At 69.8% G+C, this 14,645-nt stretch carries 7 protein-coding genes; all 7 read right to left on the bottom strand.

The genetic code is table 11. The annotated features are described in order from the left end of the window. Positions 1–259: 259 nt before the first annotated feature. Positions 260–1,489 carry an alginate lyase family protein gene (locus RQM47_RS07905; RefSeq protein ID WP_314008331.1) on the bottom strand — a complete coding sequence of 410 codons (1,230 nt, stop codon included), beginning with the start codon at positions 1,487–1,489 and terminating at the stop codon, positions 260–262. Beyond that, positions 1,486–3,174, bottom strand: coding sequence for a glycosyl hydrolase family 28-related protein (locus RQM47_RS07900; protein ID WP_314008328.1), 1,689 nt, complete (start codon positions 3,172–3,174; stop codon positions 1,486–1,488). The genes RQM47_RS07905 and RQM47_RS07900 overlap by 4 nt, the downstream gene beginning before the upstream one ends. Before the next feature lie 53 nt (positions 3,175–3,227). Further along, on the bottom strand, positions 3,228–4,991 hold the full coding sequence (locus tag RQM47_RS07895) for a chondroitinase-B domain-containing protein (protein WP_314008326.1): 1,764 nt from the start codon (positions 4,989–4,991) through the stop codon (positions 3,228–3,230). Between the two features lie 92 nt (positions 4,992–5,083). Beyond that, positions 5,084–6,943 carry a hypothetical protein gene (locus tag RQM47_RS07890; RefSeq protein WP_314008324.1) on the bottom strand — a complete coding sequence of 620 codons (1,860 nt, stop codon included), beginning with the start codon at positions 6,941–6,943 and terminating at the stop codon, positions 5,084–5,086. 88 nt (positions 6,944–7,031) lie between these two features. Then, complete coding sequence (locus RQM47_RS07885) at positions 7,032–8,666, bottom strand: T9SS type A sorting domain-containing protein (protein ID WP_314008321.1); 1,635 nt, start codon at positions 8,664–8,666, stop codon at positions 7,032–7,034. 87 nt (positions 8,667–8,753) lie between these two features. Continuing rightward, complete coding sequence (locus tag RQM47_RS07880; RefSeq protein WP_314008319.1) at positions 8,754–11,651, bottom strand: TonB-dependent receptor; 2,898 nt, start codon at positions 11,649–11,651, stop codon at positions 8,754–8,756. 515 nt (positions 11,652–12,166) lie between these two features. Beyond that, positions 12,167–14,644, bottom strand: a complete 2,478-nt coding sequence (locus RQM47_RS07875; RefSeq protein ID WP_314008316.1) for a glycoside hydrolase family 2 TIM barrel-domain containing protein — start codon at positions 14,642–14,644, stop codon at positions 12,167–12,169. Position 14,645 lies beyond the last annotated feature (1 nt).

Raw genomic sequence — 14,645 nt, 5'->3', positions numbered from 1 at the left:
ATTTTTTGGAGAGACCTACCCGCCCTGTCGACTGCCTTCGCTTCGCTACGACCAGATCGTCTCGAAGCGGTTCGTCAAGCGTTAGCAGATGCAACGGGCGCGGCGCAGAACGCACCTGCTCTTGCAGGAACGTACGCGGGTGCTCGACGGGGAGCTCGCACCTCGCTTCCGCGAGTGGTACTCCCGCTTCTCGGTCGACGAGCTGAGCGGAACCACGCTCCGGCTGGCCGCCTGATCGACCGACAGTCTTCCGTGCTCTCTACCCTTGAGAAGCCGCGGGCAATGGCAGCCTCGGCGGCTCCCACAGGAGCGGTTGCCGGACCGGGAAGTTGCGGACCACCTCGGCCTCCGTCGGGTCCGCCTCCAGCGTCGTCCACAGCGCGACGTACGCCGGCTCGTCCAGGGCTAGCCCGCCGAACAGGAGGGCGGGGTGGCGGACCGGCCACGCATCATCGTACATGACGTCCGGGGGGAGCGGCCACGCGGACTTGTCGGCGACGTAGGGCGCCATGTAGTCCAGCGCCCGCTCCATGCCCCGGCCGTCCGGGAGCGCGAACGTCCACAGGTCGTCGTCCGGCGTCGAGGCGATCTCGGCGACCATTCCCAGCATGTCGAGGTTGAAGAGCGCGTAGCCGTAGGGCTTGGTCCGCTCCATCTCCTGCGGGAAGCTCCCGTCCGCCGCCATCTGGTCCGGCAGGAGGACCGTCTTGAACCGGCGCCGGACGTCGGCCAGCACGTCGTCGCGGCCGACGAGGCGCGCGAACGCCGCCGCCTGGAGCGCCCACGCGCTGCTGTGGTTGTTGCCGTGGTCGCGCTCGTCGGTCCCGTACTCGTGCGTCGTCATCCAGTCGAGGTAGTCCGCGAACCACGCCTTGACGGGCCGTGCGGCCTCGGCGTCCACCCCGCCCTCCGCCTCCAGCACGCGGACGGCCTGGGCGACTTCCACGAGGTGGACCGTGTCGATGATGCCGATGCCCCGCCCCGTCACGCGGCCGCTGATGGCCTGGGCGTAGAGGAGGTTCGGGGTCATCCGCGTCGATTCGTCCACGAACCAGGCGTCGAGGTGGCGGCGGGCGTGGGCGGCGTAGCGGTCGTCGCCCGTGAGGCGGTACGCGGCCGCGAGCGCCGGCACGATCACGCTCAGCCGCCGCATGGCGTCGCGGTGGGCGACGAAGTTGTCCGGGTTCGTGAGCCCGTCGCGGCGGACGTACGGACCATCGAGGTCGTCGGGGTCCGGCCACCAGTAGTCGCCCTCGGAGTAGAAGTCGTGGCGCCCGCCCGCGCTCCGCTCCGCGACGGCCGCCGTGACCGTCACCGGCGGCTCGTCCAGGTACGCGTCGGCGGCGGACAGGACGCGCTCGCGCTCCAGGTCGGCGAGCGTCACCGCCCCGCCCGCGTCGTCGGACGCCGCCCCGCCCGGCGCGCAGCCGGCGAGGGCCAGCACGAGGGCGAGCCCAACAGAAAGGGCGGGGCGGGGCGGGGTGGTCATGGCGTGGAGCGGTCGGCCGCCTCGTGCGCGAGGCGCCGGCGGAGTTGGTACTCGTAGAGCGACGGGACGGCGATCTCGGGCCGGTTCAGCCCCTCGACGTAGGCGTCCGGGCCGTAGCTCAGCGTGATCGGGCGGTTCGCGCGCATCCCGACGATCCGGGCCGCCGGCCCGTCGTCGAGGCCCTCGACGGCGACCGCCCCGCCCCCGGAGTAGAGGGGCTCGGGGTAGAGGAACTCGAAGCGGACGTTCCACAACACCGGGTAGGCCGCGTGCGACGGCTTCCAGTAGCTCGCCCCGCCCCCCGTGATCGGCCCGTGCTCCGGGTCGTCGAGGTAGAGGACGAGGTCGTCGAACAGGTTCTGGTAGTTGAGCCCGCTGTGCTGGTCGAGCACCGGGCCGTCGGTGGCCGTCGAGTGCGTGTAGACGCACATCCGCGAGCCCGTGTTGAACGTGAACGTGTGGACGACCGGCGCCGCCACGTACACGTCGCGTGCCAGCACGTTGTAGCAGTCGCCCATGTGGACGCCGTAGTGGTACGTCCGACCGTAGACGCCGACGTCCTCGATCGTCACGTTCGAGCACACGTCGGTCAAAATCCCGCTGTCGCCGTTGACCACGTCCACGTCGCGGACCCACGAGTGGGCCGTGTTGGTGAGGTAGACGGCGTTGTTACCCGGCTCGACGTGGTGGACGTTGTACTCGTCGTAGAGGAACTCGAACCGGATGCCCTCGATGCCCACCTCGGTGATCGGCTCCCACGCCGTGAGCGTCGGCGTCCACGCCGGCCGGAGGTCGTGGAGGAGCGGCTCCTTGATCGTCACCCGGTCCCCGTCGACGGCCAGCACCGTCACCTCCTGGCGCGTCAGCGGCATGTCAGGGCTCTCCCAGTGGCGCTCGCCGATCGCCAGGTCGCCGGCGCGGCCGGCATAGAGGTAGTCGAGGAGCGACCCGTCCGGCCCCTCCCGGTTGAACCAGTTGACCTGGACGATCTGGCCCGGCGCGACGTCCGCCCCGCCCTCGGCCGTGACCACGTGCGTGCCGCGCACGCCGCTCAGTCCGGTCGCGAGCGTGGCCGGCTCGCGGTCGTAGCGGGCGAGGTACGGCTTGCCGCGCCCGCCCGGCGTGTTGGTCCAGATGTAGCCGCCCGACCACGAGTAGAGCGAGAATGGCTCGTCGATGCCGCGGTCCCGCTCGCGCTGGCGCTTGTCGTTGGCGAGCAGGTACTCTTCGAGCTCGGCCATCGGCGCCGGCGTGGGGAGCGCGCCGAGCGGGGCGGGCATGTAGAGCGTCGTGCCGTCCGCCCCGCCCCCGGCGCCCTGGAGCACGAAGTCGCTCCGCTCGATGTACAGGATGTCCGTGAGCACGAGCCGCCCCGCCGGGAGGCGCACGAGCACCGGCCCGTCCGTGTCGTGGGCCGCCGCGAACGCCGCCCGCAGCGCCGCCGTGTCGTCGTCGCCGTCGTCGGGGACCGCGCCGTAGGCGGCCGCGTCGAGGACGGCGTGGCCGTCGAACCGCTCGGGCAGCGGCTCCTCGCCCCAGCGGTAGCCGGCATAGGAGAAGTCGGGGAGGTAGTGCTCGTCCTGGACGGCGTCCGACAGGATCTCGGGCGTCCACGCCTCCTGCGCGGCGGCGCTCGACGCCAGCGCGACCAGGAGAACGGCGGCGAGCGGGGCGGGGCGGGTCATGGTACAGGGGGGTCTGGGACCACCCCGCCCTACCTGGGCGGGGCGGGGCGGCGTCAGTCGCGGCGCCCGGCCACGACGACGGCCCGGCGGGCGACGTCGGCGCCGGCCTGCGCGACGACGAGGTAGCGGCCGGCGGGCACGCGCGCGGCGTCCCACGCGAGGCGGTGTTCACCGGCGGCGACCGGGCCGTCGACGAGCACGGCCACCTCGCGGCCGAGCACGTCGTACACGCGCACGGCAACGTGGCCGGCCGCGGCGAGCCGGACCGGCACCGTCGCCCGTTCCAGCGTCGGGTTCGGGTAGGGGAGGCCGAGCGCGAGGGCCGCCCCGCCCGCCGGGTCCTCCCCGCTCGCCGTCGGTCCCGACCCGCCGCCGGACGACGGGCGCTCGCGCGGCCCGACGTCCTCGGCCGTGAGGGGCCGGCGGAGGACCGGCGCGTCCGAGCGCTCGTCGGCCCCGATGTCGGGTGTGGCGTCGCGCGGCTGGCCGTCCACGTCGGTGGCGAGGTCGAGGCCCGGGACCGAGGCCGCCGCGTCGAACAGTGGGCTCCCGTCGAGCGGGCGCCACAGCACGCCGTCACCCGGCTGCAGGAGCGGGTTGGCGCGCGTGACACCCTGCGGCTCGTCGATGCCCAGCGAGCCACCCCAGTAGACCGTCCCGTCCCACGTCATGTCCACCGGCTCCGCCTTCAGGTCTACAATCGTCTCCCCTTGCGAGAGGAGCACGTTGTTGTGGAAGCGGACCCCCTCCGGCGGCAGCGTCCGTTCCGAGTCCGCCCCGGCCCCGATCGTCAGCGCGTCGCGCGCCCGAACGATCGTGTTGTAGGCGACCGTGACGTTGCGGACCTGGAAGTAGCGGTTGAGCGGCGAGTTGGGGACCCCGTTCATGAGGGCGATGGCGGACTCGAACCCGGTCCCCGCCAGCAGCTCGAAGTAGTTGTTCACGATCACGTGGTCCTCCCCGATCACCCGGACCCCGCCTGTGTCGTCCACGCGCTCCCCGAGGAACACGTTGCCCTCGACGAGCGCACCGTTCCCGTGGCGGAGCGTGAGCGCCCCGCGCGACCGCAAGAAGGTGTTGCCGCGGAAGACGTTCTTCCCGCTCTTGTTCGAGATGATCTCGGCTTCGCCGTCGCACCGCTCGAACAGGTTGCGCTCGACCGTCACGAAGGCGTCCTGCATCGACTTCGTGCTCGTCCCGATCCGGATCGTCTCGCCCTCGTTCTGGCCCAGCGGCGGGCGCGGCCCGAAGTGGTTGTGGTCGATCCGGTGGTACGTCGGCTCGTGGCGCGACGCAGGCTCGAGCCAGACCACGAGCGTCGTCCCCACGTTCGTCTTCCCCGCGATGTAGTTGTGGTCGACGCGGTTGTGGGTCCCGTAGATCGAGACCCACTTGTACTCGACGTTCCGGTTAGACGGGTTGACGTCGACGACGGTCGAGTTAGTCAGGCGGCTGTGGTTGGCCGTTCGCCCCCCGTCGCGGAACTGGATGACGTGGCCGCCGCCGAGCGCCCCGCCCTCGAACCGGAGCCCGTCCACCACGACGTAGTCCCCCCCGATCCGCAGCGACGAGGACCCGTCCAGAATCACGCCCCCCGGCGTCTGGGCGACGAGCCGGACCGAGTCGGCCTCGGCGCCGTCTGCGTTGAACGAGATCGCCACGTCCGTCCACCGCCCGTCGGCCATGACGATGGTGTCCCCGGGCTGGGCACCCGAGATCGCCGACCGAAGCTCGGACGGCGTCGTCACGAGCGTGCTTTGCGCCGCCGCTGCGCCAGCGACGAGGAAGGACAGGACGAGGAGGATGGGTCGGGACATGGTCAGCAGAGGGCCGGGCACACAGCGCCGGGCGGGGTGGTGGATAGGAGGGGTCCGCCCCACCCCCGGATCACGGGCGGGGCGGGGCGGCATCAGCGGACGACGGTGAACGACCGCGCGGCGACCGCGTCCGCCCCGGCCGCCAGCCGCGCGAGGTAGGTGCCCGGCGCGAGCCGGCCGGCCGGCACCACGACGTCGTGGCGCCCGACGCCGTACGGACCGGACGCCGCCACGACCACCTCCCGCCCGAGCACGTCGAACACGGACAGCCGGACCGGCGCCGGCGCCGCCAGCTCGAACGCGAGGCGCACGCTCCCCCGAGACGGGTTCGGGGCGGGGGGGAGGAACCGGGTCCCCACCCCGCCCGAGGGCTCCGACGCCACCGGCCGGCCGGCGTCATCGAGTTGGCGGAGGTAGAGCGAGCGGGGCATCAGGCCGTCCCGGTTCGTGCCCTCGATGTACGGGTCGGTGTCGCGGAGGAAGGGGCCGTCGGCGCTCACCGTGCCCGACACGCCGATGGCGTAGTTCTGAGCCGTCGGCGGCTTCTCCACAACCACGAGCGCCCCGTTCATGTCCGCGTTCCACACCACGCAGTTCGCACACGCCCACCCGTGTGAAGACCCGTAGTCGCCCCGGTTGCCCAGGTGAATCCGGCGGTCGCTCGTGCCCGTCCCGCGCGAGCCGATCTCCACGTGGTTGTCGTAGAGGAAGCCCATCCCCCACTGCCGGTGAGCCTCGCTCGACGTGGAGGCGTCTTCGGACGTGTTGTCCAAAAAGACGATGCCCGAGTCCAGCGACGTCCCGTTGCCCACGTAGGCGTGCCGAGCCTTCGTCGCCCGGTTCCCCTCGAACAGAACGAGCTGGGACTTCTCCACCTCGAAGTTGTAGCGCCGCCCGCCACTCACGAGCGAGTGGGGCTCCAACGCCTGGCAGCCCCGGACGGTGACGTAGCGCGAGTTCTGGACCGACACCCCGGCATGCCAAAAGTGCCGCGCCGTCACGCCTGTCACCCAGCCGTTCTCGACGAGCGCGAACACGAGCGCGTTGCGCGCCTGCGTCTCGTCGGACGGCCCCCGCGTCTCGATCTCGATCCGCAGGTCCTCCACACCCACCTCCTTGGTCACGCCCGACACGTCGCGGCGGTACAAGAACGATTCTGAGACCGAGCGGTCGAGCCGGTAGAACACCGGCGCGTCGAGCGTGACCGTCGCGCCGTCCACCGCCAGGACCGTCCGAGCGTACGCGATCGGGTACTCGTCGACCTCCCAGTCCGGGTCCGACGCCGTCCCGCCTCCGTCCACAGCGGCCACCCACGCGGCCGTGGCGGGGTGGAAGAGCACCACCGGGTCGCCGGCTCGAACCCGCTCCGGGTTGGCGACCTCGAACGTCCGAGCCCCAATGGGCACCACGTCGTCCGCGACCAACGTGGGCGCGCGCGCCGACACGCGCCCGATGAGCGCGTCCCCGCCCGCCGACGCGCTCCGCCCGACGTAGACGACGGGGTCCTGGTTCGCCCCGCTCCGCACCAGGACCGTGCTCGACGCCGGGTCGTCGCCGTCGCCCGCTCCCCGGAGGACCACCCCGCCCCTATCGATCACGAGCGTCCCAGAGATCTCGTACGTGCCCGCCGCCAGCTCGACGGCGCCGCGGAGACCGTCCGCGTTCGGGGGAAGCGCTTCGACCGCGTCGATGGCTGCCTGCACCGAGGCCGTGTCGTCGCCGTCCACGGGCGCCACCGCGCGCGCCGTCGGCACCTCGGGCAGGGCCACGCCGCCGCCGCCATATCCGGCTCGGGAAAAGTCTGGGACGCGGTTCCCCTCCACGTCAGAGGCGTACTGGAGCCGGCCATCCGGCCCCGTGCGGACAGCCTCGGACTCCCAGCTCTGGGCGCGCGCCGACAGCGACGCCGCACCAGCGAGAACAACGAGAGACAGCAGGCGAGCCGTAGACATAGCAGTCAAGAAAGGCCGGGCGCACGATGCGCCCGGCCGTGAATGAAGTGGCCCGGCCGCTCACGAAGAACGGCCGGGCCGGGTGCAGCTACCGGGCGATTGTGAACCGCACCGTCTGGACGCGGACCGCCCCGCCCGTATCGGCGGCGACGCGCGCCACGTAAAGGCCCGACGGCAGCGACGACCCATCTAGGCGCACCGTGTGGCCTTGCCCGGCAGGCACCGTCGTGGACGGCACCGAAAGGACGCGCCGGCCCAGCACGTCGAACACCTCGACCGCGACCGAGGCCGCCTGGTCCAGGTCCATCCGGAGCGATGCCACGCCAGCCGACGGGTTCGGCGCCGTGCCGCGAAGCACGAAGCCTCCCTGGCTCGGGTCATCATCCGCGTCCGTCGCCATGCCCCCGGCGGCCTCCCACGCGGCTTTCACGGCCGGCGGGAAGTAGTTCAGGTCGCCGAGCGGGAAGCCCAACTGACTCGCGGTGTACGCCGGGTTCGAGGCCGGGTACGAAAGGTCCTCCGGCGGCGGCTGGTCGGCTGGGAAAAGGTCGTCCGACCCAAACGTCCACGTCCCTGGGTCGGTCGCGCCGTTGCGGAAGGCCCTCAGAAAGGCGATGTAGTCGTCGAGGTTCGGCGGATTGGTAAAGTCGATGTCGTACGTCTCGTTCTCATTGAGGACCACGCTTGGGTTCGCGGCAGCGTACTCCAAGAGAGCGTCGTCGATGAGCGCGTAAGCCACGAGCGGGTCGCCCGATGCCGTGCGCGCGTCGTAGAATGCCTGGAGGTCGTCGGTGATCATGTACCCGTTGTTCTCGACCACGATCCTCCGGTCCGCCTCTGTAAACCCGCTCGCGATGTCGGCGTCGAGCGAGTCGATCCGAACCACGCCGTCAGCCACCTCGCCCTCCTCCGGCGGCGCCTGGCCAAACCCGTAAGGGTTAACGACGAGGTTGTTCGTGAACCGGAAGTTGATGGCCTGCGTGGCGAACGCGTTCGTCGTCAGGTCTCGGCCGGTCCCGTAGACCGTGACGTGGTTGAAGATGGCGTTCTCGAGCACCGGGCCGTCGTAGCGGACGAGGTAGCCCGAGATGTTCAGGAACGACGTGTTCTCCACCACCAGCGAATCGCCCGTCACCGTCCGGTAGTCGATGGGGCGCCCGTTCGAGCTCCCATCGTTGCGAATGAGGTTGCGGAACTGGCTGTCGGTGAAGTACAGCTTCGTGTCGTCCACGTTGACCTCAATCAGGCGCGACCCGCCGCCCTGGAATACGCAGTCGTCTACCACGAACCGCATCCCCTCCGCGTTGAGCGCGAACGAGGTCGCGTTCTCGCCCCCCTGCGGGTTCACCGCCAGAAAGTAGATGCCTGTGAAGTAGGTGTCCCGCGCGAGGTTGAAGTAACGGCTGGCGACCGGTTTGCCCTGGGCGTTGATGCCGGGATGGACCACCGGCCGGTTGCCGTCGCCGTCGGCCGCACGAATGCGCAGCGTGTAGCCCTGGTTGTTGATCTCGCGCGTGACGCCGTAGTAGGCTCCGCGCTGGAGGACGTAGACGCGGTCCGCTGGTCGGTCGGTGTCGTTCTCGATGGCCGCGTTGAGCGTCCCTGGGCCGGGCTCGACCACGAGCGGCGACTGAGCCGCCGCGCCGGACGTGAGCGCCAGCGCGAAAACGGCGATGAGGAACAGGCTCAGCCTGTGGGTGGGGATGGGAGTAGCAGTACGCATGGCAGCAGTAGGGTGGGGTTGAAGGGCGCGACCACAAGACCAGGATGGACGTCCTGGCCCGGCCCGGTCGCGGGGCCGAGCATGTGTTTAGGGGCGGAAGCGGAGCCCGAGGTTGAACGAGCGGCCGTAGACCTCCTCCTCACTCAGGAAGCGCCCCGTGCTCTGGAGCGCGACGTCCGGCCGGTTGCTCAGGTTGTTGAGTTGAGCGAACAGGCTCAGCGACGGGAGCACGCGGTAGCTCGCTTGGGCGTCCCACCGGACGTAGGTGTCGAAAAAGGAGAGCGTGCGGTCGCTGTTGCCGTAGCCCGTCAGGTTCCCCTTCTGGTACAGCACTGATGCCCGACCCGAGAACGGTCCGCGGTCGTACCCCAGCGAGAGGTTCGCCACCCAGTCTGGCTGGTCGATCAGTCGGACCTCCTGGTTCACGTTCGTGAACGTGGTGACGGGGATGAAGAACGGCGGCTCAGCGACGGTCGTCGCCTGAACGCGCTGGATCTCCGTGTCGGAGAAGATGCGCGAGACGTTGGCGTTGAACACGACCCCGTTGAGCACGCCCGGTAGCCACAGCAGGTTAGCCTGCCAGTCGACCTCGATGCCGCGCACCGTCGTCGGGCTGTCGAGGTTGCGCGGCTCAAGGACGCGGTACCCCACGAACTCGGGGGCATAGCCGTTCGCCGCCGCCGTCGACTCGTCCTGAAGCTGGATGTCGGCCTGGTAGATGACCCCCTCGATTCGCTTGTAGAACGCGCCGACGCTGAAGAGCCCGATGCGGTTGGAGTAGAAGGAGAGGTAAGCGTCGACATTCTGGGCCTGCGCTGGGCGGAGCCCAGGGCTCCCCTTCGTGATCAGGCCCGAACCGGCGTCCCGGATGCGGAGCTGGGGCGACGTGTCATCGAGGTCCGGCCGCGCCTGGGTCTGCGTGTAGGCCACCCGGACGTCGAACCAGTCCGTCGGCCGGACGCGGAGCTGGACCATCGGAAACCAGTTGCCGTAGCTCTGCTCCGAGCTCGTGTCGCGGAGTACCACTTGGTCGGCCTCGGCACCCGTGTCAATCTGCGGGACCCGGCCGAAGAAGGCCTCGTAGCTCGTGTTTGTCCGCTCGTACCGGATGCCCGGCAAGAGCAACACGCGCGGACCGAAGTTGAGCTCCGTCATAACGTAGCCGGCCAACACGTCTTCGACGACGTCAAAGTCCTGGAAGTCGCCCCAGATCGCCTGGATCATCTGATCGTCGAGCTCGCTCTGGGTGCGCCGCGCGAGGTCGAGCAGGGGCGTCTGCGAGACCTGGAAGTCGCCTCCGAGAATGTCCTGGCCCGAGTTCGCCTCGTCGACGAACGACCGGAGCCCGACCTGCCCTCCCGCCGACCGCTGGGCGTCTGGGAACAGAGAGGCGAGCTCGTCGAGCCCCCCGATCTCGCCTCCGTAGTACAGGTGGAGGTAGCGCTGGGTGTTGTCGTTGTTTCGGTGCTTCGACCTGTATTTGCCGCCGGTCTTGACGAAGCCTGAGACCCAGGAGCCGAGCGCGAACGGGACCTTCAGGTTCGCCTGGGCGCCCAGGTCACGTTCGCGGCCCCGCTCCTCAGAAAAGTCCAGCCGCTCGAAGAAGGTGTTGTCGACGTCGCCTCGCGCCGCTTCAGGGACCGCCTGCGGCCCCTGATCCCGAACCAGCGAGTCTGCGATGAACGCCGAGTTTTCGCGGAAGCGGGCACGGCTGTCGTACGGCGTCTCCAGCACTGAAACCGAGCGATTCAGCGTCACGTCGAGTTCCGCGACCTCACCCAGGTCAAAGTTGCCCGAGAGTGCCGTGCTCAGGACATCCGTCTGGAGTTGGGCGTCACGGATGTCGTAGGTCACCTCGGACTCGACCGGCCCGTAGGTGTTGTCGCGCGAGACATAGTCCCGGTCCAGCCGGCTGACAAAGTTGGTGAGTTGGACCGCCCCCACCGGGAGGCGGTAGTCCAGAATGAGACTGGCCCCGTAGCGGTCACGCGTCTCCGCACGGTTGCGGAGGTCGACATTGTCGATCAGCAGCGTGCGGTCGTTGGCGTCGTCGCTGTTGGCCTGGTCGAGGTAGTCGGCCGTGATCCGCTCGGAGCTGCGGTCCGCGCGTTCCAGGTTGCCCTGGACGAACACGCCGAGGCGGTCGCTGAGGAAGCGGTTGCTGGCCGAAGCGTTTGCTTTGTACTGCCCGAACGACCCCGTAAGGTCGTTGTACCCGCCCTGAATGAGCGCCCGCGTGCGGAGCCTGTCGGGCGCCCCCTGGAGCCGGAAGTTGACCGACCCACCGATCGCGTCGGCATCTTGGTCGGGCGTGATCGACTTGTACACCTCGACGCCAGCCAGCATCTCCGACGAGATCGAGCCGAGGTCGGTGGCCCGGGTGTCGAAGCTGGTCGACGGGAGCTTGACACCGTTGACCGTCACGTTGTTGTACTTCGGCGACAGGCCGCGGATGACCACGTTCTGCCCCTCCCCCGCGTCGCGCTGGATCGAGATACCCGGGAGGCGGCCCACCGACTCAGCGGCGTTGGCGTCCGGCAGTTCTTGGAGGCGGGCGGCCGAGACGACGCTCACGATCTGGTTTGATTGGAGCTGCTGATTGATCGCCGCCACCTGCCCCTCGGCCTGAGCCGTGATCTCGACGCCCTCGCCCTCGATCACGTCCAGTTCCAGCGCGATGTCGAGCTCCTGGGTACCCCCCTCTGGGAGGTTGACCTCGACGCGCTGCTCGCGGTACCCGATGTAGGTCACGATCACCGTCTGCGGGCCGCTCGGCGCGCGCGCGATCCGGTACTCGCCGAGCAGGTCCGTCGCGTCGCCGAGGGAGGTCCCCTCAATGCGGACGGTGGCGCCGATGAGCACGTCTCCCGTCTCCGCGTCGGTGACGGTCCCGGTCAGCACGGCCGGGAGCGGGCCGGCGGCGGCCGGCACCGCAAGCGCGGCGAACAAGACCGGGAGGGCGAGGAGGAGGAGGGTTCGGATCATGGAGGATGAACGACGTGGAGTCTGCCTAGCGATGCCCGGCTCCGCTTCCGCTGACCCGACACTCGCCTTCGACGGTGTCGTAGCGGCCTGGAGGGGCGGGGCGGTGCATGAGTAACGAGCCCGTGTCGAGAAGGGCAGCGAGTGTGCCCGGAGAGGCCCCCGAACGCTCGACGCGTCCGCACCAGGGGGGGAGTTGACCTCGAGCTCCAACAAGGGCGCGCCCCAACGTTGGAAGCGCTTCGCGGGAGACGCAGAGCCTTCCATGCGGGGAGGTATTAGGGAGAGTGGCAAGCCAAAGGCGGACGCTTCTGAACGAATTTGAACATTCACTGGACCGCAAGAGCCTTCATGGTAGGGCTTCCGAAAACTCAAGTCAAGTCCACAGGAGGCATTTATCTCCCCCCACGCTCTCAGAGGCTGGAAACAGCATTCAACCTTGAAATGAACGTTTCAACACACTCCTCAATCACCGCCCCGCCCCGCCCTCCTCGCATGCAGAGGGCGAGGCGGCTCCGTCAGGGGCGCCGTGACGATGTCGCCTCGGGGGCCGGGACCACGAGGTAGGTCCCCTTGAAGTCCTGGTTCAGCACGCTCACCACAGCCCGGCCGCCGGTCGTCGGGACGAACTCGATGGCCGCCCGCCCGTTCGCCATCGACACGCGCTGGCTGCGCGTGGGCGTCCCCCAGTCGACGAGGATCTCGCCGTCGCCGTCGTGGCTGAAGTAGACCGGCTCCTCGTAGTCGAGCACGCGGCGCCCCTCGGCGTCGAGCATCGTCGCCACGACGAGCACGTTCCCGTTTGCGAGCGGGGCGGTCGAGAGCACGAGGTCGCTGGCAGTCCCGGGCGGGGTGGTCGCGTACGACACCGCGAGCGAGTCGCGCGTGACCTCCGCCCCGCCCACGAAGCCGACCGCCACCAACTCGTTCGGGCCTTCCACGAACGGGACCTGCCACGAGAGGCCCGACGCCGGGAAGGCGGCGATGTCCTTCTCATGCATGCCCAGGCTCTCCCCGTTCAGATAGAGGTGTGCAGCGTCCGTGTTGCAGTAGACGCTGGTCTCGCGCGGCTCACCCGCCGGCCCCGTCCGCTCGGTCCACGTCGGGGATTCGATGTAGCAGAACGGGTCGTCGCCCTCGGCCGCCGAGGTCCAGTAGCTCTTGAACACGTAGTAGGCGTCCTTCGGCCGCCCCGCCCGGTCCACGAGCCCTTTCTGGTTTACGAACGGGAGGTCGTTCTCGGGGCGGAGCGGGGTCCCGAAGTCCTTGAACGCCCACTGCGCGTTGCCCGAGAACGTCGGCATGGTCTCCGAGACGCGGAGGTGCCAGTCGAACAGGTCCACGATGTAGTTTTCGCTCCAGTCCCCGTTCTGGGCGATGTTCGCGACGGCCACCTGGTTCACGGCCTCGCTGAACTCGTCGGGGTCCACGAGCCCTTCGCCGTCGATGGGCGTCTCGGTGTGGCGGCCGACGTGGCTGGACCCGCCGTACTCCATGTGGAGGAGGCGCGGGTACTCGGCCTGGGCCTCTTCGATGGCCTCGGCGTACTTCGTGTAGACGCCTGAGTACCACCCCGCCCAGATCGACGGCGAGAACACGTCGACGAGGTCGTCGCCGTCGTAGTACTTCCGCATGGCCGTCATCCGCGACGGGTCGAGCGCGTGGGCGACGGAGTCGAGGTGCTCGACCGTCGCGCGCAGAAGGTCCGGGTCGTCGCCGCCGGGGACGTCGGGGAGCCAGTAAATCTCGTTCCCGAGCGACCAGAATAGGATGCTCGGGTGGTTCAGGTTCTGGTCGATCTGCTCGCGGAGCAGGCGCTCGGTGTTGGCCTGCCACGCCGCCCCGCCCGCGCCGCCACGGTTCCACGGGAGCTCGTCCCAGAGGATGATCCCGAGGCTGTCGGCGGCCTGGTACACGACCGGGTCCTGCGGGTAGTGGCCCAGGCGCACGAAGTTGGCGCCGACCTCCTTCATCATCTCCATGTCGCGCCGGTGGAGCGCGTTGGGCATGGCCGAGGCGTAGCCGGCGTGCTCCTCGTGGCGGTGCGTCCCGCGCAGCAGGAGCCGCTCGCCGTTGAGGAAGAACGCGCCGCCGGGCTCGAACGAGAACCACCGGAACCCGAGCGGCTCCGTCACCGAGTCGATGGTCTCCCCGCCCCGCATCAGGTCCACCTCGACCGAGTAGAGGGCGGGGCGGTCGGGCGACCACAGGGCGGGGCGGGCGACCGTGTCGAATGCGAGGTCCACCACCCCGCCCGCGGCCGGGGCCTGCGCCGTATCGACGGTCCGGCCGTCCGGGTCGACGAGGCGCGCGGCTGCGGTGAGGTCGGCCGCCCCGCCCCCGGCGAGGCGCACGCGGACCGTAGCCTCGGCCTCCTCGGCGCTCACCGTCGGCGTGAGGACGTGGGCGCGGTCGATGTAGGTCTCCGGCACACTCTTAAGCCAGACGTCGCGCGTCAGCCCCCCGAACAGGAAATAGTCGGCCTTCTGGGACGGGATGAGGTCGGGGTCATAGGCGTTCGACACGCGGACCATCACCTCGTGCTCGGCGCCCGGCGTGACGTGGTCGGTAAGGTCGACGTCGAACCCGACGTAGCCGCCGACGTGGCCGCCCGCGTACGCGCCGTCGACGTAGACGTCGGCCGTCATGGCGGCGCCCTCGAAGTACAGGATCGTCCGGCGGTCCGCTCCGGGCGGGGCGGTGATCGTGCGGCGGTACCAACTCGCGTCGCGGCGGTAGCCGGGGACGATGTCGGTCGTGTCCCACACGTTCCAGCTGTGGGGGAGCGAGATGGGCTCCCAGCCGTCGGCCGCCAGAGCGTCCGCTACGTCCGCGTGGGCCTCTTCGAGGTAGTCCCAGTCGGCGTTGACGTTCGTCACCACGCGCTGGGCCTGGGCGTCTGACAGGGCGAGGAACGCCAGGGCCACCGCCACGAGGGCGGAGCGGAACCGCAGGGTCGTCAGCACGGGCGAGAGGCGAGCAGGAGAAACGGACATG

It is taken from the genome of Rubrivirga sp. S365 (genome assembly GCF_032248475.1).
GTDB classification, from domain to species: Bacteria; Bacteroidota; Rhodothermia; order Rhodothermales; family Rubricoccaceae; genus Rubrivirga; species Rubrivirga litoralis.
Note: the sequence above shows the minus strand (reverse complement) of the source record. Positions and strands in the feature narration are given on the sequence as shown.

Excerpts from the sequence above, each read along its gene's own strand:
- RQM47_RS07895 (WP_314008326.1), bottom strand. The coding sequence starts at position 4,991 with ATGTCCCGACCCATCCTCCTCGTCCTGTCCTTCCTCGTCGCTGGCGCA.
- RQM47_RS07880 (WP_314008319.1), bottom strand. The coding sequence starts at position 11,651 with ATGATCCGAACCCTCCTCCTCCTCGCCCTCCCGGTCTTGTTCGCCGCG.
- RQM47_RS07890 (WP_314008324.1), bottom strand. The coding sequence starts at position 6,943 with ATGTCTACGGCTCGCCTGCTGTCTCTCGTTGTTCTCGCTGGTGCGGCG.
- RQM47_RS07900 (WP_314008328.1), bottom strand. The coding sequence starts at position 3,174 with ATGACCCGCCCCGCCCCGCTCGCCGCCGTTCTCCTGGTCGCGCTGGCG.
- RQM47_RS07875 (WP_314008316.1), bottom strand. The coding sequence starts at position 14,644 with ATGTCCGTTTCTCCTGCTCGCCTCTCGCCCGTGCTGACGACCCTGCGG.
- RQM47_RS07885 (WP_314008321.1), bottom strand. The coding sequence starts at position 8,666 with ATGCGTACTGCTACTCCCATCCCCACCCACAGGCTGAGCCTGTTCCTC.
- RQM47_RS07905 (WP_314008331.1), bottom strand. The coding sequence starts at position 1,489 with ATGACCACCCCGCCCCGCCCCGCCCTTTCTGTTGGGCTCGCCCTCGTG.